The organism is Shinella kummerowiae, assembly GCF_009827055.1.
In the GTDB taxonomy this organism is placed as follows: Bacteria; Pseudomonadota; Alphaproteobacteria; order Rhizobiales; family Rhizobiaceae; genus Shinella; species Shinella kummerowiae.
Genome location: NZ_WUMK01000021.1, coordinates 1 through 22,637, shown reverse-complemented (window position 1 = coordinate 22,637; position 22,637 = coordinate 1). Strand labels below are relative to the sequence as shown.

At 61.4% G+C, this 22,637-nt stretch carries 16 protein-coding genes and 1 pseudogene; 6 read left to right on the top strand and 11 right to left on the bottom strand.

Translation table 11 applies throughout. The annotated features are described in order from the left end of the window. Positions 1–73: 73 nt before the first annotated feature. On the top strand, positions 74–970 hold the full coding sequence (locus GR138_RS29645; RefSeq protein ID WP_160862865.1) for a fructose bisphosphate aldolase: 897 nt from the start codon (positions 74–76) through the stop codon (positions 968–970). A gap of 85 nt (positions 971–1,055) precedes the next feature. Here GR138_RS29645 and GR138_RS29640 read toward each other — a convergent pair whose 3' ends face one another. From GR138_RS29640 to GR138_RS29625, 4 genes are all read right to left on the bottom strand, one after another. Next, positions 1,056–1,832: a MetQ/NlpA family ABC transporter substrate-binding protein gene (locus GR138_RS29640; protein ID WP_160862864.1), complete on the bottom strand. Its 777-nt coding sequence runs from the start codon at positions 1,830–1,832 to the stop codon at positions 1,056–1,058. Positions 1,833–1,873: 41 nt separating this feature from the next. Then, positions 1,874–2,542, bottom strand: a complete 669-nt coding sequence (locus tag GR138_RS29635; RefSeq protein WP_160862863.1) for a methionine ABC transporter permease — start codon at positions 2,540–2,542, stop codon at positions 1,874–1,876. Then, positions 2,532–3,566 carry a methionine ABC transporter ATP-binding protein gene (locus tag GR138_RS29630; RefSeq protein WP_160862875.1) on the bottom strand — a complete coding sequence of 345 codons (1,035 nt, stop codon included), beginning with the start codon at positions 3,564–3,566 and terminating at the stop codon, positions 2,532–2,534. Before GR138_RS29630 ends, GR138_RS29635 begins: the two co-directional genes overlap by 11 nt. A gap of 182 nt (positions 3,567–3,748) precedes the next feature. Then, positions 3,749–4,219 (bottom strand): Lrp/AsnC family transcriptional regulator, encoded by a 471-nt coding sequence (locus tag GR138_RS29625; RefSeq protein WP_160862862.1) that lies wholly within the window; start codon positions 4,217–4,219, stop codon positions 3,749–3,751. Positions 4,220–4,339: 120 nt separating this feature from the next. On the opposite strand from GR138_RS29625, the gene GR138_RS29620 reads away from it, so the two are divergent. Together GR138_RS29620 and GR138_RS29615 are read left to right on the top strand one after the other, a co-directional pair. After that, a complete protein-coding gene (locus tag GR138_RS29620; RefSeq protein WP_160862861.1) occupies positions 4,340–5,623 on the top strand; it encodes a cystathionine gamma-synthase family protein in 1,284 nt (427 codons plus the stop codon). Positions 5,624–5,795: 172 nt separating this feature from the next. Then, positions 5,796–7,040 (top strand): aromatic ring-hydroxylating oxygenase subunit alpha, encoded by a 1,245-nt coding sequence (locus GR138_RS29615; protein ID WP_160862860.1) that lies wholly within the window; start codon positions 5,796–5,798, stop codon positions 7,038–7,040. Between the two features lie 315 nt (positions 7,041–7,355). On the opposite strand, the gene GR138_RS30760 is transcribed toward GR138_RS29615, so the two are convergent. The 3 genes and pseudogenes from GR138_RS30760 to GR138_RS29600 form a co-directional block, all read right to left on the bottom strand. Further along, entirely contained in the window at positions 7,356–10,196 is a 2,841-nt protein-coding gene (locus tag GR138_RS30760) for a calcium-binding protein (protein WP_246200846.1), read from the bottom strand. An 893-nt stretch (positions 10,197–11,089) separates the two neighbouring features. Next, positions 11,090–12,335 (bottom strand): annotated as a pseudogene (locus GR138_RS29605) (class I SAM-dependent methyltransferase). Between the two features lie 153 nt (positions 12,336–12,488). Continuing rightward, positions 12,489–14,003, bottom strand: a complete 1,515-nt coding sequence (locus GR138_RS29600) for a S10 family peptidase (protein WP_246200844.1) — start codon at positions 14,001–14,003, stop codon at positions 12,489–12,491. Between the two features lie 275 nt (positions 14,004–14,278). Here GR138_RS29600 and GR138_RS29595 point away from each other — a divergent pair, with 275 nt between their 5' ends. Then, positions 14,279–15,538, top strand: coding sequence for an MFS transporter (locus GR138_RS29595; protein WP_160862858.1), 1,260 nt, complete (start codon positions 14,279–14,281; stop codon positions 15,536–15,538). A 92-nt stretch (positions 15,539–15,630) separates the two neighbouring features. Here the strand turns inward: GR138_RS29595 and GR138_RS29590 are convergent, their stop codons facing one another. The 4 genes from GR138_RS29590 to GR138_RS29575 form a co-directional block, all read right to left on the bottom strand. Next, positions 15,631–16,641: a LacI family DNA-binding transcriptional regulator gene (locus GR138_RS29590; RefSeq protein ID WP_160862873.1), complete on the bottom strand. Its 1,011-nt coding sequence runs from the start codon at positions 16,639–16,641 to the stop codon at positions 15,631–15,633. A 115-nt stretch (positions 16,642–16,756) separates the two neighbouring features. Then, positions 16,757–17,767, bottom strand: coding sequence for a zinc-dependent alcohol dehydrogenase family protein (locus tag GR138_RS29585; RefSeq protein ID WP_160862872.1), 1,011 nt, complete (start codon positions 17,765–17,767; stop codon positions 16,757–16,759). Between the two features lie 15 nt (positions 17,768–17,782). Then, positions 17,783–18,553 (bottom strand): L-iditol 2-dehydrogenase, encoded by a 771-nt coding sequence (locus GR138_RS29580; RefSeq protein WP_160862857.1) that lies wholly within the window; start codon positions 18,551–18,553, stop codon positions 17,783–17,785. Positions 18,554–18,689: 136 nt separating this feature from the next. Further along, entirely contained in the window at positions 18,690–20,003 is a 1,314-nt protein-coding gene (locus tag GR138_RS29575) for an ABC transporter substrate-binding protein (RefSeq protein WP_160862856.1), read from the bottom strand. Positions 20,004–20,286: 283 nt separating this feature from the next. Between GR138_RS29575 and GR138_RS29570 the strand changes: the two genes are divergently transcribed. Together GR138_RS29570 and GR138_RS29565 are read left to right on the top strand one after the other, a co-directional pair. Beyond that, entirely contained in the window at positions 20,287–21,315 is a 1,029-nt protein-coding gene (locus GR138_RS29570) for a tagatose kinase (protein ID WP_160862855.1), read from the top strand. Continuing rightward, entirely contained in the window at positions 21,312–22,586 is a 1,275-nt protein-coding gene (locus GR138_RS29565) for a D-tagatose-bisphosphate aldolase, class II, non-catalytic subunit (protein WP_160862854.1), read from the top strand. Before GR138_RS29570 ends, GR138_RS29565 begins: the two co-directional genes overlap by 4 nt. Positions 22,587–22,637 lie beyond the last annotated feature (51 nt).

The window sequence follows — 22,637 nt, the reverse complement described above, 5'->3', positions numbered from 1 at the left end:
ATCAATGGCAAAACATCTTCGTGGAACAAGCGAGGCCGTGTGCATTGCCGCTGGCCCGCAACGGGAGGGAAGCATGACCGACGCAAAGATGATGGCGCAGATGACGAGCGGGGAGGGCTTTATCGCCGCTCTCGATCAGAGCGGAGGCTCGACCCCGGGTGCGCTGCGGCTCTACGGCATCGCGGAGTCCGACTACAGCGGCGACGAGGAAATGTTTCGCCTGATGCACGAGATGCGCGTGCGCATCATGACGGCATCGGCCTTTTCCGGCGACAAGGTCATCGGCGCCATCCTGTTCGAAAAGACCATGGACGGTGAGGCAAAGGGCAAGCCGGTGCCCGATTATCTGTGGGAAGATCGGGGCGTCGTGCCCTTCCTCAAGATCGACAAGGGCCTGGCTGCCGAGGAGAACGGCGTGCAGGTCATGAAGCCGATGCCCGATCTCGACGCCCTGCTGGCCCGTGCAGCGAAGAAGGGCATTTTCGGCACCAAGATGCGTTCGGTGATCGCGCATGCCGACAAGGCTGGTATCGCCGCCGTGGTGAAGCAGCAGTTCGAGGTGGGCCGGCAGATCCTCGGCCACGGCCTTATCCCGATCATCGAGCCGGAAGTCTCGATCAAGAGCCCGACCAAGGAAGAGGCGGAAGCCATCCTGCGCGACGAGATCGCCCGTGAACTCGAAGCTCTGCCGGCAGGCCAGAAGGTGATGCTCAAGCTCACCATCCCGACGGTTGCGGATTTCTACAAGCCACTCGTCGCCCACAAGGCGGTCATCCGCGTCGTGGCGCTGTCGGGCGGCTACAGCCGCGCGGACGCCTGCGAGAAACTCAGCCGCAACCACGGCATGATCGCCAGCTTCTCGCGTGCCCTGACGGAGGACCTGCGCGTGACGATGAATGACGTGGAGTTCGACGCCAGTCTGGCCCGCACGATCGACCAGATCTACACGGCAAGCGTCGTGAAGGCTTGATGCCTGGAGTCTGAAGCCCGACGCCCCTCTGGGGAGCGTCGGGCCACGCATCATTTCGAATGCGTGAATTGGCGTTAGAAGCCGATTACCAGGACGGGATCAGGGCACCCTTGAACTCTTCGTTGATGAAGGCCTTGATGCTGTCGTCGTGGTAGGCCTCGACAAGCGTCTTGGCCCAGGCGGCGTCCTTGTCGGCGCTGCGCACGACGATCACGTTGGCATAGGGCGATTCCTGGCCTTCGATGGCGATGGCATCGGTCTTCGGGTGCAGGCCGGCTTCCAGCGCGTAATTCGTGTTAATGACGGCTGCGTCGACGTCGTCGAGCGAGCGGGGAAGCTGGGCGGCATCCAGTTCGGCGAACTGGATGTTCTTCGGGTTCTCGGTGATGTCGGCCGGGCCAGCCTTGAGACCGACATCCGGGTTGACCTTGATGAGGCCTTCCTTGGCGAGCACGAGAAGCGCGCGGCCACCGTTCGTCGGATCGTTCGGAATGGCGACGGTCGCGCCGTCGGCCAGCTCGCCGAGGTTTTTCACCTTCTTGGAATAGACACCCATCGGCGTGGTGATGGTCTTGCCGATGCTGACGAGGTCAAAGCCGCGATCGGCGATCTGGTTGTCGAGATAGGGCTGGTGTTGGAAAGAGTTGGCGTTGAGGTCGCCATCGGCGAGCGCCTGGTTCGGCACAACATAGTCGGAGAATTCCAGGATCTCGATGTTGAGGCCCTTCTTGGCCGCGACGTCCTTGACCTTTTCCATGATCTGCGCGTGTTCGCCGGGCGTGACGCCGACCTTGATGTCTTCGGCGAGCGCCGGGACGCTGATGAGGGCCGCAACGGCCACGGTGGCGAGGAACTTCAACATGTGTATCTCCTTGATGATGATACGGCTTGGGAGGGAGGAAATCAGCTCTTGCGGTTGCGCTTGTCGAAACGCCGGGCAAGCGCGTCGCCAGCACTCTGGACGAGCTGCACAAGAACGATGAGAACGACGACCACGGCCAGCATCACTTCCGGCATGAAGCGCTGGTAGCCGTAGCGGATGCCGAGATCGCCGAGACCGCCACCGCCGACCGCGCCGACCATTGCGGAATAGCCGATGAGGCTGACGATGGTCATGGTGAAGGCGAGCAGGATCGACGGCCGGGCTTCGGCCAGCAGCACCTTGAAGACGATCTGCATCGGCGTCGCGCCCATGGCGCGTGCCGCTTCGATCAGCCCCTTGTCGACCTCCCGGATAGCGGCCTCGACGAGGCGCGCGAAGAACGGGACGGTGGCGATCGTCAAGGGCACGATGGCCGCGGTGGTGCCGATCGACGTACCGGTCAGCAGGCGCGTGAACGGGATAATTGCCACGACCAGGATGATGAAGGGCGTGGAGCGGGCCGCGTTGACGACGAGCCCGATCGCCTGGTTGAGCGCCGGCGCCGGAAAGAGTTCGTTCTTGCCGCTGGTGGCCAGGAAGATGCCGATCGGCAGGCCGATCAGTGAACCGACCAGCCCGGACACGGCCACCATGTGCAGCGTCTGTAGCAGGGATTTCCAGAGAAGGTCGAAGAGCATGTCAGGCGACATAACCGAGCACCTCCGTGGAAAGGCCAGTTGCGGCGTAGAAGCGATCGGCGCGCGCAAGCACGTCGGGCGTGGCCGGATAGGCGACGACCAATGTGCCGAAGGGCTCTCCGGCGATTTCCTCGATGGCGCCGGCGAGAATGTTGACGTTGCCGCCGATCTCGGTGACGAGCTGCGCCGTCAGCGGCTGGAACGCCGTCGCGCCGAAGAAGGTCAGCCGGACGAGAATGCGATCACCTGCCGAAGGGGCGGCCTTCAAGCCGGTGCGCAGCCATTCCGGCAGGTTGGTGCCCACCGTGGAGGACAGGAGGATCCGCGTCGTTTCGTGCCTGGGCGCCGTGAAGATATCGAAGGTTGGCCCCTGTTCGACGATGCGGCCCTTGTCGATGACCGCGACATGCGAGGCGATCGTCTTGACCACCTCCATCTCGTGGGTGATGAGCAGCACCGTCAGGCCGAGTTCGGCGTTGATCTGCTTCAGCAGCGCCAGGATCGACTGCGTGGTCTCCGGGTCGAGCGCGGACGTCGCCTCGTCGGACAAGAGGAGCTTCGGCGATGTGGCAAGCGCCCGCGCAATACCGACACGCTGCTTCTGTCCGCCGGAAAGCTCGGACGGATAGCTGGCCGACTTGTCGCCAAGACCGACGAGATCGAGAAGCGGGACGACCTTCGCCTTGATCGCCGCCGGGTCGAAGCCGGCGATCTCGAGCGGTAGCGCGATGTTGTCGAACGCCGTGCGCGAGGACAAGAGATTGAAATGCTGGAAGATCATGCCCACTTCGCGGCGCAGGCCGCGCAAGCCTGTCTCGTTGAGCTGCCCGACTTCCGTGCCGTCGACCACCACGCGCCCGTCGCTTGCCTTTTCCAGGCCGTTGACCAGCCTGATGAGCGTGGACTTTCCGGCACCGGACCGGCCGATAATGCCGGTGATCGCCCCGCGACCAACCGTCATGTCGACGCCGTCAAGCGCAACGAAGGGATTGGCGGCGTCGCCGTAGCGTTTGGTCACGCCCTCGAACGTGACCATGGGCGTGGACTGCACTCGTCCCTGCGGGACGGCGTTGTCCACGACGGTTGGAGGTGTCATTGTCTACTCACACTCTACGTCGGTTAGGGGGGAGATAGCACCGCTGTCTTGTTCTGCGAAGATGCAGAATGGCCGATTTTAGAGCGACCCACTGCCACAGGCCATTGGCTGCTGCGGAGATATCATCGTCCAAGGCCGTATTTGCGGGATTTGATGGTGTTCATGACGAAACTGGTCTCGATCGTGTCGACGCAATTCAGCTTGGCAATCTTGTCCTTTATGAAACGCTCGTAGGATTCGAGCCCGGCACTCATGACGGTCAGCACGTAGTCGCGCGAGCCGGTCACCAGCTGGCATTCGATCACTTCGTCCCAGCTGCGGACCGCGTCTTCGAACATGCGGATCTCGTCATCGTGCTGGCGGCTGAGGCGGATGGAAGCGATGGCTGTCATCGTCCAGCCCTCGAGGGCTGGATCGACAAGGACGGCATAGCCGCGAATGATGCCGGTTTCCTCCAGCCGCCGCAACCGGCGCAGGCATGCCGATGCGGAAAGGCCGACACGCTCCGCCAGCTCGTTGTTGGTGAGACGTGCATTGGCGGCAAGCTCGTTCAGGATCCGCCGGTCGATGCCATCCGCAATTTTTTGCGCCATTTTTTGAAAACCTCGCAAGAAGTTGCGCTTAGCAACACGATATCGCAGCAAATAGCAAGAACGCGCCACAGGATCTGGTATAATTTGCGGTTGAACCTCTAACACAGCAGGAGACGTTCCATGACCGCGCCGCACCCGCCGAGAACCCATATCGGCAACCATGCCCTGCATCCCGAAACGCAGATGCTGAACTATGGCTACGACCCGGAACTCTCCGAGGGGGCTGTCAAGCCGCCGGTATTCTTGACGTCGACCTTCGTCTTCAAGTCGGCGGAGGATGGTCGCGACTTCTTCGACTATGTGTCGGGCCGCAAGGAACCGCCGGAGGGCAGGGGCGCCGGCCTTGTCTATTCGCGCTTCAACCATCCCAACAGCGAGATCGTCGAAGACCGCCTGGCCGTCTACGAGCGGACGGAAAGCTGCGCGCTGTTCTCGTCGGGCATGTCGGCGATCGCCACGACGCTGCTGGCCTTCGTACGGCCGGGTGATGCCGTGCTGCATTCGCAGCCGCTCTACGGCGGCAGCGAGACCCTGCTGGCAAAGACGTTCCTCAATCTTGGCGTTTCCGCCGTCGGTTTTGCCGATGGCGTCAACGAAGAGTCGGTGACGGCGGCGGCCGAGGCGGCCATGCAGAAGGGCCGTGTGTCGGTCATTCTCATCGAAACGCCGGCAAACCCCACCAACAGCCTCGTCGATGTCGCGATGATCCGCCGCGTCGCCGACAGGATCGGTGAAAAGCAGGGCCATGTGCCGATCGTCGCCTGCGACAACACGCTGCTCGGGCCGGTATTTCAGCGGCCGATCGAGTTCGGCGCAGATATCTCGCTCTACTCGCTGACGAAATATGTCGGCGGGCATTCCGACCTCATCGCCGGGGCGGCCCTTGGCCCCAAATCCGTCATGAAGCAGGTGAAGGCGTTGCGCGGGGCGATCGGCACGCAACTCGATCCCCATTCCTGCTGGATGCTCGGGCGTTCGCTGGAGACGCTGCAGATCCGCATGGAACGCGCAAACAGCAATGCCAAGACGGTCGCCGAGTTCCTGCGGGACCATGCCAAGGTCGAGCAGATCCACTATCTGCCCTTCAACGATCCGGCCTCTGCCGTCGGCCGCACCTTTGCCGCGCAATGCAGCGGTGCCGGTTCGACCTTCTCCTTCGACATCAAGGGTGGCCAGCCCGCGTCTTTCAGGTTTCTAAACGCGCTTAAAATCTTCAAGCTCGCCGTCAGCCTCGGCGGCACGGAGTCGCTTGCGTCCCACCCCGCGACGATGACGCATTCAGGCATTCCCATCGAGGTTCGCCAGCGCATTGGCGTGCTCGAATCGACGGTGCGCCTGTCGATCGGCATCGAGCATCCCGATGATCTGGTTGCGGATTTGGCGCTGGCACTCGACGGGGCCTAGGCGCGCCATGTTTCCGGCCCGGAACGCGCGCTTGTCCAGTCGCGACAAGAAGGCCCGGTACGCGGGGAACATCGTAATCGGGTTCATCGATTAATCGCACGCCTCTGGCGATCTTGCGGAAAGGCGTCGCCCCTAAATACTCTGTTGTGAACTGGTATTTAGGGGCAGCAGCATGGCGCATATCGCCGAAGCCGTAATCGACAGGATTTCCGACCGCATCGACTGTCTGGTCGCCGGACACCGGCCCGGCCACGGCCTTGCCCGTGCGTTCTACCACGACCCGGAGATTTACCGGCGCGACATGGAGCGCGTCTTCCGGCGCCACTGGCATTGTATCGCCCATGAGAGCGTGATCCCGAATGTCAACGACTTTGAGGTTTTCCGCATCGATACCGAACAGGTAATCGTCACCCGGGCGGCGGATGGTTCCATCCACGCCGTGCTCAATGTCTGCCGTCATCGCGGGGCAGAAGTCTGCACGAAGCAGAAGGGCAATGCGCGCGTCTTCGTCTGTCCCTACCATGCCTGGACCTATGGCAATGACGGCAGCCTGCGCGCCGCACGCCTGATGCCGAAGGATTTCAAGCGCGAGGACCATGGGCTGAAGACCCTGCACGTGCGCGTCGTGGAGGGGCTGATCTTCATCTCCTTCGCCGATCAGCCGCTGGATTTTTCCGAGGCCGAACATCTGCTGCACGCGACGTGCGGGCAATATGGCTGGGCGAGTGCCAGGGTCGCCCACCGCGAGACCTATCCGGTCGCGGCCAACTGGAAGCTTGCCGTCGAAAATTACGTCGAGTGCTACCATTGCGGCCCGGCGCATCCGGAATATTCGCAGACCCATGCGCTGGAACAGCCGTCGCACATGATCGAGGCGATGAACGCCGCGATGGAACAGCGCACCGGCGAACTCGGCATTGAGATTGGCTCGGGCAATCACTGGCAAACCTCCCGCGAGGGTCGCGAGGCGATCCACGCCTTCCGTTACGCGCTGTACGAGGGTGTGCAGAGCGGCAGCGAGGACGGCAAGGCCGTCGCACCGCTGATGGGCCGCTTTTCCGATTTCGACGGCGGCGTCACCTCCATCCATCTCGGTGGCACGACTTTCCTTGTGTGTTATCCCGATCACGGCATGATCTACCGCTTCATTCCCAAATCGCCCGAGACCTGCGAGATGGAACTGATCTGGCTCGTCGACGGCAGCGCCGAGGCCGGCAGAGACTACGACCTCGAAAAACTGACCTGGCTGTGGAAGGTCACGACGGCGGAAGACAAGACGATCATCGAGCACACGGCGCGCGGCGTGCAATCGCACTACTTCGTGCCCGGCCCGATCGCGCCGATGGAGCACAACGAACTGCGCTACATCGACTGGTATCTGGACGAGATCAGCCGCCCGGAGGGTGCAAGCGCGTGAAAGAATAAAGGGTGATATGTCCTCGGTGAGCCACTCCGGGCGGACAATGATAGTGCTTCGTTTCTGGCCCGCTTTCACCACGCAGAAGCCGACGGATGCCGATGTTGTCTCGATCGAGACCTCGCGCTCGAAGGTCGAATGGCTCAATGCCGTAAGGCGGGTAGCCCTTAGAAAGGGCGATCGAGACAGAGCGGGCCAGCCAAGAATCGGCAAGCGCCAGGTCAAGCCGAAGGTCAAACATCGGTCCTCAGATGAAGGCGCCGGACTTGCCGGCGCCTTGCGTATTCGGTCCGATCGCAGGACGCTATTGCCTCCCTAGACGATGAAGAAGTCAGCGTTGGTGATGCCAAGGCCCGGAGAAAGAGTAGCGAACAGCACCGATCCACCGGCCGCACTGCCGTTGGCATCGTAATACAGTTCCCCGGTATCGGTTTCATAGATGATGCGGTCGTTCAGGTCTCCGGCCGCGCCGCTGGCATTGGCGACGAACTGCGCTGCACTGAGCACGCCGACACCGACGATCGCGTTGAAGATCGCATTGTCCAGCCGGATCGTGTCATTGACGAAGCTGAAGTCTGTGATCTGATCGACGTTGGTTGCCCCGAGTGTTGTGTTGAACAGGAAATTGTCGTTCCCGCTGCCACCCGTCAGCGTGTCATTGCCAGTCCTGCCGTTCAGCGTATCGTTTCCACTGCCGCCGAGCAGAATGTTTGCGCCGGTATTGCCGGTCAGCGTATCGTTGAAAGCGGAACCGGTCAGGTTTTCGATCGACGAATAGGTGTCGCCCGCCGCGTCACCGGTATTGCTGGCCGGGGTTGTCAGGCTTGCGACGACACCGACCGTTGCTGTTTGGTAGGACGCCCTGTCCGATCCCGCGCCGCCGGAAAGGTTGTCGGCACCGGCCCCGCCGATCAGGTTGTCGTTCCCGCCGCCACCCGTCAGCGTATCATTGCCGGTCCTGCCGTTCAGAGTATCGTTTCCATTGCCGCCGAGCAGGATGTTTGCAGCACTGTTGCCAGTGAGTGAATCGTTGAAAGCGGAACCGGTCAGGTTTTCGATCGACGAATAGGTGTCGCCCGCTGCGTCACCGGTATTGTTGGCCGGGGTTGTCAGGCTTGCGACGACACCGACCGTTGCCGTCTGGTAAGACGCCCTGTCCGCTCCTGCGCCACCGGAAAGGTTGTCGGCACCGGCCCCGCCGATCAGGTTGTCGTTCCCGCCGCCACCCGTCAGCGTATCATTGCCAGTCCGGCCGTTCAGGGTATCGTTTCCGTTGCCGCCGAGCAGGATGTTTGCAGCACTGTTGCCAGTGAGTGAATCGTTGAAAGCGGAACCGGTCAGGTTTTCGATCGACGAATAGGTGTCGCCAGCGGCTTCACCCGTATTGCCTGCGGAACTGGACAGGTTGGCGATCACGCCAGCAAGCGCGTTGGCATAGGTGACCCGGTCTGAGCCAGTTCCGCCGGATAGAAAATCGCCGCCGGCGCCACCGTCGAGCACGTCGTTGCCGCCTGTGCCAAACAGTTCATCCCGCACGGACGTGCCGCGCATTGTCTCGTTGTCATTGTCACCGAGGATTATCAGTCGGTCCCCTTCGCCGGCGCCCGGGAAGAAATCCTGCACCTGGAATTGTGACAGGTCGACGGAGGTTGCATTGAGCATTTCGATACGGAAACGGTCAGGCGTGCCAACCGCCGCAAAATCGACAACAAGATTGGACGCAAGGCCAGCACCGATCTGGTCGGCGCGCACGACGACAAGCTTTGCGGGCGCCACGGCCTGGAACTCGATTTCCTCTATGGAGACAACGGTCGTGTTGACAAGGCTGATATCACCGGTGGCGAGGATGCGATCTGCATCGGCGCCCCCGTCGATGGTGTCATTGGTGAAGGCATCGAGCCCGCCACCTTGGAACGTATCATTGCCGGCATTGCCGGACGCGATGTCGCGCAGGGAATCGATCTGGATTGTGTCGCTCGCGCCGTCGCTGACGCTGGTGCGGGTCAACTGGTTGACCTCGCCGGTGATCCGGCCACCATCGCCATCGCTATCGCCGCCATCCTGCCATACAGTGATGAATTTCCCGTTTTGCAGCATGCCGAGGGCGGAAAAGATGTCACGATCCGCACCTTCCGCCGCGATTGCAAATTCGCTCGCCAGGTTGGCCGACAGCGCATTGCCGTTCTGATCGAAAATTCGGGCAAAGATATCGTCGGTGGTCGCGTTGAATGGTTTTGTCCAACTGACGACGATGAAGCCGTTCGAGAGGACCGAAATGTCGGGATCGACTTCATCGACGGTGCTCGTGGTGTTGACCTTGATGAAGCCGGTCTGGGAGACGCCATTGGCGTTAAAAATCTCCAGTGTGATGCCGTTGCCAAGCGTGCCGCCTTCGACCCAGCCGGAATCCGTGTAGACCACGGCCCAGTTGCCGTTCGGCAGCGCGGTCAATGCCGACTGCGTGTTGTCTCCGGCACTATCGATCAGGAAGTCGGCTGTGCGCACCGTGCCGTCGGCATTATAGATAACCGCCCTGAGTGGCTGGCTGGCAGGATTGGTGTCGGTATAGGTGACAACGAAGCCGCCATCGGCCAACCCGACGACAGAGGCATCATTCTGCGTGCCGGCCGTTGCGACGGAGTTGACCTGGGTGAAGCCTCCTATCTGGCCGCCTGCCGCATTGTAGCGGCCGAAGAAGATATTGCCGCCAAATGTAAAGCTAATGGCAAAACCGCCGCCGGTGAGCGCGCTGGTGACCGGATCTTCAAACGCGATCGACGAACCACTCAGTGTCAGTTCGCCGCCGACCGCATTGCCATTCTGGTCGAAAATACGGCCGAGCATGGCGGTTTCTGCGGGATTGTTGTCGTCCCAGACGACCAGCACATTGCCATTGGCGAGCTTGGTCAGTGAGGGCTTTCCAGGAGGCTCCGTATTGGCATCGTCATAGGGGATACGGAAGCCGCCGACCTGGTTGGAATCGGCGTCGTAGAAATTCAAAAGAATGAAATTGCCGCTTACGGTGTTGTAGGCGGCAACGAAACCGCCATTGTTGAGGCCAAGCACGTCCGGTAGAACCTGATTGCCTGGCGTGAAGGTGTTGACCCCGAATTGGAACGTCGTGGTGGTATTGTTGAAGGTGGTCGTGACGGTCATTGGTAACACTCCTGAATTGACATGTTTAATCGGAATTCAGCGTGATTTCGGCAAAACTGCAGCTTACTGCGTGCGCATTCCAAGTTGCGCATCAGGCCATTGGGCAGGGCGAATGGCCCTAATAAAAAGCGACATTTGAGGCTTACGCCGTCGGAAACACAGGTGTCGCTAGCCCATGTCACACAGAGAAACCGAATGCCTGGATCGTTCGGTTCTGAGAGAAAGCTTCAAAACAAACACTCACCCGACACGACGATGATTTCGCCTCGGATGTTCATTCAAGTTCCGGTCCGCCCTCTTCTCGAAAGGCGCCTACCAGTACAGAACGTGTGTGGTTTCAGGTTTATTTTCGAATAATTGATTTTTCTCATATGGAATATCCGTCCACCAATTGCCGAGACTTAAAAACCCGTAAATACAATTATTGGTTGAATATGATTCTTGTTCGTTCTTGATGATCTTTTCTTCTGGTCGCAGCTCCCCGGTTGTTTATCTCGGGACACTACCATCTGATGGGAAGGGTTGGCGCCGCCGTGGCTCGTATCGCCATCATGCCCCTACGCCTTGCCGCCCGAAGGGCGTTACTATTCGCGGGACGAACATCAAATCGTCTGCACAGGCTGGCGGCGCCTGCCGCAAAGATTCCATGTTATAGGGTCGAAGGCCGACGCGACGGTTCGGCCGACCTCCCCAAGTTTCGAGTCCAGCAAACACCGGGGTAGCCTTCACGCGGATTTCGGCGAGCGCCACCGTTCATTCACTCGGAGGTAATGCAGCTCTGCCTTATGACGGAACTCTGAAGATTCGGTGCGCTCATAGAATGCCAGTGGTCGCTGCACGGATTCAATTACTTCCGGCTCCAAGTTTCCGCGAGACTTGGGAGAGCCTTGAGTTCAATCTGGCCTCATGCGGCCTGTCTTCTCGCGCTCGATATAGTCACGTTGCTTGTCGGTGATGTAGTCGCGGACAATCGGGGCGGCGTCGCGCGAGCGCGACAATTGCATATGGAAGACGAGCTGGTTGCCGGTGCGAAACATCATCTCGGCGCTGATGAGGTAGAACTCCCACATGCGCGCAAATCGCTCGTCGTAAAGCGCAATCACCTTGTCGCGGTTCGCCTGGAAGCGCTCGCTCCAATGGGCCAGCGTCATTGCATAGTGCAACCGCAGAAATTCCAGGTCGGTCACCCAGAGACTGTTCCGCTCGACAACCTCGAACACTTCCGAGAGGATCGGTGAATAGGCTCCCGGAAAGATGTACTTGCGCAGCCACGGACTTGCCATGCCCGGCGGGCTCATATGCCCAATCGAATGCAGCACCGCCAGGCCGTCATCCGGCATCAGCGCATTCAGTTTCTTGAAGAATTCGTCATAGTGATGGACCCCGACATGTTCGAACATGCCGACGGAAACGATGCGATCGAACGGTCCCTCGACGTCCCGGTAGTCCTTCAGTTCGAAACGGACGCGGCCGGCAAGCCCGGCTTCCTCTGCCCGTTGCGTGGCAAGCGCCTGCTGTTGCGTCGAAAGCGTCACCCCGAGAGCCTCGACGTCCTCGGGGGGGCGCGAGATAGAGCGCGAGGGCGCCCCAACCGCAGCCGATATCGAGCACTTTCATTCCCGGCTTTAGGTCGAGCTTGCTGGCGAGCAGCCGGAGCTTGTTGCGCTGCGCCTGCTCGAGGGTTTCGCCCGGATCCCGGAAATAAGCGCATAAATACAACATGTTGTCATCGAGAAACAGCTTGTAGAAATCGTTGCCAAGATCGTAGTGGTGGGTGACGTTCTGCTGCGCCTGTCCCTTGCGGTTCGACTGCTGGCGCTTGCGGAAGCGCATCTTGATGGCGCGCAGAACCCTCTGGATCGGATAGGAACCAAGCGAAAGGCGGTTGATCGAGAACAGCGTCAGGAAGTCGCGCAGCGTCAAGCCTTCCTCGAACCGCATCGTGCCATCCATATAGGCTTCGCCGGCCGCGAGCTCGGCATTGAAGACCAGCGTCCTGTAGAGTTTCCGGTCTGTGAGCCGCATCGTGACCTGCGGACCCGGCGTGCCTTTGAAGACGTGGCGCTTTCCTTCCGCATCGATGACGATCAGACATCCCTTGCGTATGAAGGACTTCATCATGTGGGAAAGCGGAAACATGAGCGCCTCGAGTGCTTTAGTTGCCGTAACGTCGGATCGCCCGATCCCCGCCTGTTCAGCGGGGATTTGCAATCAGCCGGCCGGCGCCCTCCTCCGTTCCGTTCATATGGTGGGCTTCTGATCGTCGCGGGCGGGCTGGCGCAAACCCGTGTATCAGTCAGTTCCCGGCATCGTGTAGAACCGTCTGGCATCCTCCGTCATCTGCCGCCGGGAGGCCGGATCGATGTAGAACATATGGCCGCCGCGATAGGTGCGCAGCTCGGTGCGCCTTTCCGCCAGCGCCGGGGGAAGATGGTCGAGCACATAACGGCTCAGCCCGTAAGGGGTCAGCGCATCGCTGTAGCCATGATAGATTGCCAGCCGGAACCGCGGAATGGTCGACAGCAGGTCGCGCAGGTTATCGGAGGCGCTGGCATTGCTACGTCCATCGCCACCCCGACCATCATTCCACTCCCAGCGACGATTCACGCCGGTGTTGAGCAGGGAATAGGTCATCTCGGTGCGAACGCCGAGGTCATCGCGGGCGTAGGCCGCGAAGGCGGCGCCATAGGCACGGGTGAAGCCGTCGAGGATAGGGTCGTCGTTGCGGCTCATGGTCGATTCCGGATAGGCGTCGGGTACCGAATAGGCGGCATCATAAGGACCGACAATCCGCCCGTTTCCGTTCGCCAGCCTGGCGTAGAGACCGTCCACGAAGCCCCGTGCCCTCGCCACATCCGTCTTTGCGATTCCGGTGAAATCGGAGACCTGCTGATAGAAGGCATCCGCTTCCGGACCCGTCGGCGAGGGACCGGCAAGTGTCACGAGGTAGTCTGTCATGGCGAAACGCTCGACCTCACGAAGCCTATCCCTGTCGAATGCGCCGCGCCGCTCCATATCGGCAGCGGCAAGGGCCGGAAGCAGGAGCGCGGTGGTCAGCGGGTCGTTCGCCGCGCCGAAGAGAAAGCGGCCTTCGATGAGCGGTGAGACCATCAGGATGCCGGAGACGAGAATGCCTTGCGTCTCCTTCAGCGCCGAGGCCACCTTCGCTGCGCGGAACCCACCATAGCTTTCGCCGAGCAGATAGGCGGGGGAGGCGAGGCGCCGGTTCTTTTGTGTGTACAGTGCGATAACCTTGGCGAGGCTTTCTGCATCCTGTCGCACACCGTAGAATTGGCGGGCGACGTCGTCGTCCGCTGCGCGGCTCCAGCCTGTGCCGACGGGATCGATCAGAACGAGATCGGTGAAGGTAAGCCAGCTGTCGGCATTATCCTGGAGGGACGGGCGCGTTCCGTCGTCTCGGCTTTCGCCGAACTCCAGCACTTTCGGACCGGTAAGGCCGAGATGCAGATAGGCCGATGCGGCACCCGGCCCGCCGTTGAAGACGAAGGTGATCGGACGCGCCGGATCGCTCTCGCCGGCGACATAGGCGGTGTAGAAGACCTTTGCCGTCCGGTTGCCATCCTGGCCGTAGAGATCGAGCGTGCCTGCCGTCGCCGTATAGGGAAGTGGACCATTTTGCGTCTGCAAGGTGTTCTCGGTGACGGAATCGCCGGGAACGAGGCCGAAAATGCCTGTTGCGGATGCCAGCTGTTGCTTCTTCTCTGCCTCCGGCGCCTGGGCGGCGGCGGGCGTTGCAAGGATGGCCAGACACAGGCAAAGCCCAACGACGAAACGATTGTGCGACAAGAGCGCTCTCCCTGTCATGCTGCGTGTGAACCATGATGCGCGCACGTCCACGACCGGTTCATGGCCGTGCCAATCTACAACTCCTCGACGCGCTTTGCTGCAAACGACTGTTCAACTTCCCTTGATCGTAACAATGTCGACACGCGAGGTGGGTGACTTCTCTTGCTGCTGTTGTGAACCTGGTCGGCACAATAGATTCCCATGAGTATTGGTGTGAACTTGGCGGCCAGTGCGATAGCTTGCTGTTCGCAATTGAGTCTGAAGGAAATCCCTCCATGCCCCTGTTGGAAACGAAGACGGTTGCGCCGGGTGGTTTCGATCCTGGCGAGATCGACTCGGGATATGCTTGGTGGCGGCTCGTCCTCACGCTTGTTATCGGTACCGTTGCCTGTGTCGGCAACTGGTCCGTTGTTGTGCTGTTGCCGACCTTGCAACTTGAATTCGAAACGGTCCGCGGGGGCGCGTCGCTGCCGTATACGGGCACGATGCTTGGTTTTGCTCTCGGTGGCGTGGTGATGGGGCGTTTGGCCGACCGGGTAGGAATTGTTGCGCCTGTGTTGATTGGCGCATTCCTGCTTTCCTTCGGCTATATAGTGGCCGCTTTCACCACCGACATCTGGCAGTTCACCGCTCTTTCTGTCGTGATCGGCCTTGGATCGGCCGCCGGATTTGCGCCTTTGATATCGGATCTCTCTCACTGGTTTCGAAAGCATCGGGCGCTTGCGGTGGCGTTCGCGGCCTCCGGCAGTTATCTCTCCGGTGCCGTATGGCCGTTGATTATAGAGCATTTTCAGGCGACCCAGGGCTGGCGTGCTACCCATGTCGGGATCGGTTTGTTTGTCCCACTCGTCATGGTTCCGGTCGCTCTCTTGCTGAGGCGGCGTCTACAGACAACCAACTACCTCCAGGCCGAGGCCGCAACCGCAGCAGCTCGCAATGAGCTGGGCCTGAAGCCGAATGCGCTGCAGGCCATTCTCGTCGTCGCCGGTTTTGCCTGCTGCATGGCAATGTCGATGCCGCAAGTACACATCGTCGCCTATTGCGGTGATCTCGGCTACGGAGTGGCCGTCGGTACGCAGATCATTGCCCTGATGCTCGGACTGGGTGTGGTCAGCCGCTTGGCTTCTGGCGCGCTCGCCGACCGGATCGGGGCCGGGCCGATGTTGATCCTGGGATCGTCAATGCAGGCGCTGGCGCTTTTGCTCTATCTGTTCTTCAACAGCGAAACCTCGCTCTACGTGATTTCCAGCCTGTTCGGCTTGTTCCAAGGTGGCATCGTTCCGATGTATGCGGTGATTATCAGGCAATTTCTGCCGCCGCGCGAGGCAGGCGTGCGCATCAGTCTGGTTTTGATGGCGACCGTGCTTGGTATGGCGTGTGGGGGGCTTGCTGCCGGTTATATCTTCGATGCAACCGGTTCCTACCGCCTAGCCTTTCTGCATGGCTTTTTTTGGAATTGTGTCAATCTGGTTTTGGTAAGTTGGCTGGTCCTTTGGCCCAAGCTGCGACGGCAGAGGCAGGCGGCCCCTGCGTGACCCCGCAACAGGTGGTCCCAACGCGCTGGTCTCGGCGGCCATATTTCATCATGGCGATTTTTTGACGGAGAGCCGTCCTATGGGGGACGACGTCAGGCTGACTGCCTGAGCATGAGATCCGATCGCAGCAGGATCTGATCCTTGGCGGGCGGGGCATTGTCCGTGTCGCTGAGTTTGCGAAGGAGGAGCTCGATCGCGAGGCGGCCGATTTCGTTGTAGTTTTGGGCGACCGTCGTAATGGGCGGGCAGGCATATCGCGAGAGCGGATGGTCGTCGTGTCCGGCGACACGCAGGTCGTAGCCAGCACCGTGGCCGATCTTCAGGCCGCGCTGCCAGGCGGCGGCGATGACGCCGAAGGCCAGACGGTCGTTGGCGCATAGAATGGTGCGGGAGGCGAGCTGGTCCGGCTTCGCGAAGAGGCGGCTTGCCTCCTCGAAGGCGAACTGTTCGAAATCCCAGGTCGTCGTGTCGGCGACCGGCAGGATTCTGGGCTCGACATTGAGGCGTTGCATGGCTTCCTGGTAGGCACTCAGGCGGGTGGCGGCATTGGTATTGACCTGCGGCATGCCGAAATAACAGGGTGGCTCGCCGGACCGGCAGAGATAGTCGACGATCAGCCCGAAACTCTGGCGGTTATCCGTGCCGACAAACGCCGAAGCCTCGTCGATCGGAGAATCGACATAGACCAGCGGAATGGTTTCGCCGAGTTGTTCCAGCGTGGTGTGGCGGGAGCGCATGCCAAGCGGTGCAATGATGGCGCCGGCGACGTTCATTGACTTGAATGTCTTGATCGCATTGTCCTCCATGTCCGCCCGCCCGTCTGACGACAGCACGAAGGCGAGGAAACCCGCTTCATTGGCGATCAATTCGATGCGCCGCGTCAGCGCCATGTAGAAGGGGTCCGTCGAATTGGGGATGACCACGCCGATGATGTTCGAGCGGCGACGGTTGAGGTTCACGGCGAAGATATTGGGCCGAAAGCCGGATTTTTTCAGCGCCTCCTCGATGGTGTCACGCGTTTTCTTGCGCACCGAGGAGGGGTCGTTAAAATATTTGGACACCGTGGGCCGGGACAGGCCGACGAACTCGGAAAAATCCTCCATCGTTCTGATCGACTTGGCCAAACCTGTGCTCCCTGGATTCTGATGAACGCCTTCTTAGCTGGCCCGATTTCGTCGGGAAAGCGCAAACTGGCGGCGGCCATCGGCAGTTCGGCAATCAGTCCGCGGCAAACTGCACCTTCATCGTGGCCGGGTCCGTCGGCTTCTTTGTAAAGAAGGGTAGAACCTCCTCCAGCGTCAGCCGATGCGAGACGAGCTTTGCCATGCTGCCATCATCCCGCTTCAGGATATCCAGCGCGTCAGGGATGTTGCGGTTCAACGAATGCGAGCCGACCAGCTTCAGTTGACGGCGAAAGATCTCGAAGGGCGCAACAGAGATCCGCGCATCCGGCGCGCAAACGCCGAAAAGCAGGGCCGTCCCACCATCGGCGACGAGATCGATCATGCCTTCGACGACAGGCGCAATGCCGGTGGCATCGGCCACGAAATCGTAGGAGCGCGTCCTGCGCGCAAGGTCCGCGGACCCGGAGACGATGCCGCCCAGCCCGAGTTCGGCCGCGAAGGCGAGGCGGCTTTCGTTGATATCGGCGACCGTGGCGTTTTCCGCGCCTTCCGCCTTCAGCGAGAGCGCCAGCAACAGGCCGATCGGGCCGGCACCGATGACCAGCGCCTCGCGCGGCATAGGAGCGCCGTTGCGCAGACCCGCACTGCCGAGCCCGTTCACCACGCAGGCGAGCGGTTCCGCGAGGGCCGCGATGTGATAGGGCATGTCGCTGATGCCGTGCAGGTGGTCGGCGCGCACGATGCTGTATTCGGCAAAGCCGCCATCGTGCGACACGCCATAGGCCTTCAGGTTCTGGCAGAGGTTCGTCAGCCCCTTCCGGCAGGAGGGGCAGGTGCCGCAGGGCAGATTCGGATCGACGGCGACCCGGTCTCCAATGCGAACGCTGGTAACGTCGGCGGCAATCGCCTGCACTTCGCCGGCAAATTCATGGCCCGGCACGAGCGGGAAGGCGCCGTCGCCATAACGCGCGTGCAGCACGTCGATATCCGTATGGCAAAGGCCGGATGCCCGGACCTTGATCAGGGCATGGCCGGGGGGAAGATCGCCGACCGGCAGGTCGGCAAGGCTCGCTTCGCCCTTGCCGGTGAAGTGGATCGCTTTCATGCTGCTCGCCATGGCTCAGCTCATCCAGTTGCCGCCGTCGACATTGTATGTCTGGGCGAGAATGTAGTCGCTGTCCTTCGAGGCGAGGAAAACGGCGAGGCCCTTGATGTCGTCCGGCGTCGCGAACCGGCCGATCGGCACGGACTGCGCCACCGACGCCTTCTTCTCGCCTGGCTTCAGTCCTTCCCATTCGGCGAACTTCGCGTCGACGATATCCCAATGTTCGCCGTCGACCACGCCCGGCGCGATCGCATTGACGTTGATGCCATGCTTGACGAGCGCCAGCGCCGCCGACTGCGTTGCGGAAATAATGGCGGCCTTCGATGCGCAATAGAGCGTCACCAGCGCTTCGCCGCGCCGGCCCGCCTGGCTTGCCATGTTGATGATCTTGCCACCGCGCCCGCGCGCGATCATCACATTCGCCACCGCCTTCATCGTGAACAGCGGGCCTTTGAGGTTGACGTTGAAAACACGGTCGTAGCTGTCTTCGGTAATCGCCTGGATCGGCGCCATGTCGAAGATCGCCGCGTTGTTGACGAGGATGTCGATGCCGCCGAAATCTTTGTCGACCTGCCTGATCACGGCCTCGATGTCGGCGAGGTTCGTGACGTCGAGCTTGACGGCAGTCGCTGCGGCGCCGATGGAGCCGGCCGCTTCGCGGGCACGCTCGAGATTGATATCGGCAATAATGACCTTTGCGCCCTCGGCGGCGTAGGCTTCCGCGAAGCCGAGGCCGATTCCGCGCGCGCCGCCGGTGATCAGGGCAATCTTGTCTTGAAGTCTCATATCGGCTCTCCATCCCGTTGCCACAACGGGCTGTGGTGGCTGTTCTGTTGCTCGAAAACTTTTCTGAAGCGGAGAGGCCCGGCGCCGAAACGCCAGGCCCCGGGAGGGCCCGCGGGCAGGCCGCGAGCTGAGCCCGTTACTTGATGTAGCCGGCGCGCGTCATGTCGCGCTCGACCTGCGTCTGGGCCGCTTCAAGTGCGGCATCGACCGTCTGCTGTCCGGCAAGCGCTGCGCTGATCTGTTGGCCGACGAAGGTGCCGATCGCCTGGAATTCCGGAATGGCGACAAACTGCACGCCGGTATAGGGCACCGGATCCTTGGTCGGCTTGGACGGGTCGGCGGACAGGATAGCCTGCAGCACGGTTTCCGCGAACGGAGCCGCCTTCTGATATTCCGGCAGCGCGTAGGTGGATTTGCGTGTGCCCGGGGGTACGGCAACCCAGCCTTCGCTCTCGCCGACCATCTTCACATAGTCTTTGGAGGTCGCCCATTTCAGGAACGACTTGGCGACGTCGGCCTTCTGTGAGGTTGCCGGAATGGCAAGGTTCCACGACCAGGACCAGCTCGAGCCATTGGCGGTCTCCGCGATCGGCGAGCGCGTGAAGGCGATCTTGTCGGCGACCTGACTCTGCTTGGGATCGTAGACGCGACCTGCGGCGGATGTGGCGTCGATCCACATCGCGCAATGGCCGGTCGCAAACAGCGTCTGGTTCTCGTTGAAGCCGTTCGCCGTCGCACCCTGGGGGCCATATTCTCCCAGAAGGGCGACATAGTCGGTGATGGCTTTCTTCCATGGCTCGGAATTGAGCTGCGGCTTCCAGTCCATGTCGAACCAGCGCCCGCCATAGGCGTTCACCATCGTGCCGAGGAAGGCCATGTTCTCGCCCCAGCCCGGCTTGCCGCGCAGGCAGATACCATATTGCTGCTTGGACTTGTCGGTGAGCTTGGCCGCGTATTCTTTGATCTGCTCGTAAGTCGGCTGATCGGGCATGGTGAGACCAGCCGCGTCGAACAGATCCTTGCGATAGAGCGTGAACGAGCTTTCAGTGTAGAACGGCACGGCATAGAGCTTGCCGTCGACGGTCAGCCCCGCCTTGATCGGCTCCAGAAGGTCGGCGTAATCGTAATCGTCGCCGAGATCGTCCACTGGCGCCAGCCAGCCCTGCTTGCCCCAGATCGGCGCCTCGTAGCCGCCGATGGTCATGATGTCGAACTGGCCGCCCTTGGTGGCTATGTCGGTCGTCACGCGTTCACGCAGGACGTTTTCCTCCAAGACGATCCAGTTGATCTTGTTGCCGGTTTCCTTCTCCCAGGCGGCCGACAGCTTCTGCATGATGATCATGTCGCCGTTGTTGACGGTGGCGATGCTGATGTCTTCAGCCTGTGCCAGGCCGGTGAGCAGGCCCAGGCCGACGGCAGACGATGACAGAATGCGAAGTAGAATCCTCATAGTCCGTTCCTCCTTTACGGATGTTCACGCATAAAGCTACATGCGTAAAGTTTTTATCCGGCAAATCGATGGTGCATGTCAAGCGGATTATTCGGCCCGTTTGGGCGCTTGCCGCACGTATTTTCTTCAAGTATTTGGGAAATAACGACAAAATATGACAGCCTTGCTGCAATGCGAGAAGGTTTTTGCCGCGGCGCAGCATCCGTTGCTGCTGTAATTTAATTTACGCGCGTAAAGTTATGTTGACTTTTGCGACATAAGCCCGTTATCTCTCCTGCAATTGATGGAGCCGTCTCAGTGGCTTTCATGCAGGGAGAAAGCATTGGCTATAACAAGTGCATTGTCGGCAGAGGCTCTGGGGCCAACGGTCACGGTCGGTGAAATCCTGGTGGAAATCATGGCGACGACGATCGGCACGGGGTTTCTGGCGGCCCAGCCTCTTCTCGGCCCGTTCCCGAGTGGTGCGCCTGCCATTTTCATCGATCAGGTCGCGCGTATCGGTGGTGCTGCGGGCATCGTCGCGGCTGTGGGCGACGACGACTTCGGTACGCTCAATGTCGAGCGGCTGCGCGCTGATGGCGTCGACGTCTCGGCGATCGCCACGATTGCCGGCAAGCCGACCGGTAGCGCCTTCGTCCGCTACCGCAACGATGGTGCACGCGATTTCGTGTTCAACATCGCGCATTCGGCCGCCGGCGAAACGCGCATGACCGCGGCGGCGCACAAGCTGATCGCGCGTGCGGGACATGTCCATGTCATGGGCTCGGCCTTTGCCATCCCCGGCATTGCCGAAATCCTGGTGGAGGCGGTCGGGTCGGTGAAGGCGCGGGGCGGCTCGGTTTCCTTCGATCCGAACATCCGCAAGGAACTGGTGCAGGACGGCGCGGGCCGCAGGCTCATCGATGACATGCTTGCGGTGACCGACCTGCTGCTGCCCTCCGGCGACGAGCTGCTGGTCGCGGCCGGTCTGGCGACGGAAGAAGCGGCGGTGCAGCATCTGCTTGGCCTCGGCATCGGCGAAATCGTGCTGAAGCGCGGCAGCGACGGGTCCACGCATTTCAGCAGGGCCTTTGGCCGTGTCGATTGCCCGGCCTTTACGGTCGACGAGATCGATCCGACGGGGGCCGGGGACTGTTTTGGCGCAGCCTACCTGACGAGCCGGCGCGCCGGCCTGCCACCCGCCCGGGCACTGCTTTATGCCAATGCTGCCGGTGCCCGTACGGTCATGAAACAGGGGCCGATGGAGGGTGTCTCCAACAAGGCGGCGCTCGATGATTTCATTGCCGCCGCCGGCCGGGAGTTGAAGGCATGAAGACCGTTCTGACCGGTCTCGCCGCCGCCCGGCGCGCGGGCCAGCCCTATGGAATCCCCTCCATTTGTTCCGCGCACCCCGTCGTGCTGCGTGCCGCCCTCCGGCGCGCCGCGAAGAGTGGCGGGCCGGTGCTCATCGAGGCGACCTGCAACCAGGTCAACCAGTTCGGCGGATATACCGGCATGACGCCCGCCGATTTCGTCGCCTTCGTCGGGCAGATCGCCAGCGAAGAGGGGGTGCACGGCGACCAGATCATTTTCGGTGGCGACCATCTTGGTCCCAATCCCTGGCGCAAGGAGACGGCGGAGGTCGCGCTCGCGAATGCGGCGGACATGATCGAAGCCTATGTCGCAGCCGGTTTCGGCAAGATCCACCTCGACGCCTCGATGGGCTGTGCCGGCGAGCCCTTGGCCCTCGACGACAGCACCGTGGCGGAGCGCGCCGCAGCACTCTGTGCCGTCGCTGAACGAACGGCCGCCCGCGCCGGCCTGCCGGCTCCCGTCTACATCCTCGGCACGGAAGTGCCCGTTCCGGGCGGCGCGGACCATGCGTTGGCGACGGTGGAGCCGACGGCGCCGGACGCTGCCCGCGAAACCATTGCCGTGCACCGGGCGGCATTCGCCAAGGCGGGGCTCGCCGAGGTCTTTGCGCGCGTCATCGCTTTTGTCGTGCAGCCGGGCGTCGAGTTCGGCAGCGACAATGTCATCGCCTACGATCCGCCGCGCGCTGCGGCCTTGAGCAGCCTTCTTGACGATGAGCCGACGCTGGTCTTCGAGGCTCATTCGACGGATTACCAAACGGGCGATGCGCTGGCGGCCCTGGTCCGCGACGGCTACCCGATCCTGAAGGTCGGCCCGGGGCTCACCTTCGCCTATCGCGAGGCGCTGTATGCACTCGACCTCGTCGCGTCGGAACTGGTGCCCGGTTACGGCGAACGTTCCCTTGCCAAGGCCATGGAGGCCTTGTTGACGGAAGCGCCCGGCAATTGGATTGGCTATTACCACGGTGATGCCACGGCGCTGCGCGTCCAGCGCCATTTCAGTTACAGCGATCGTATACGTTATTACTGGACGCGGCCGGAGGCGGAGGCTGCCGTGGCGAGATTGATGGGCGTGCTTGACGGTGTGCGCATCCCCGAACCGGTGCTACACCAGTATCTGCCGCAGGTTGCCCCGCAAGAGGGCCAAAGGGCGGAGGATATTCTGGTTGCGGCAGTGGACCGGGTGCTCGCGCTCTATGAACGCGCGACCGCTGCCGGCGTTCGCGGCTGAAAAGACGCACCGACGGCTTTGCCGCTCGTGTGCCGGTTGGGAGGAGGAAAG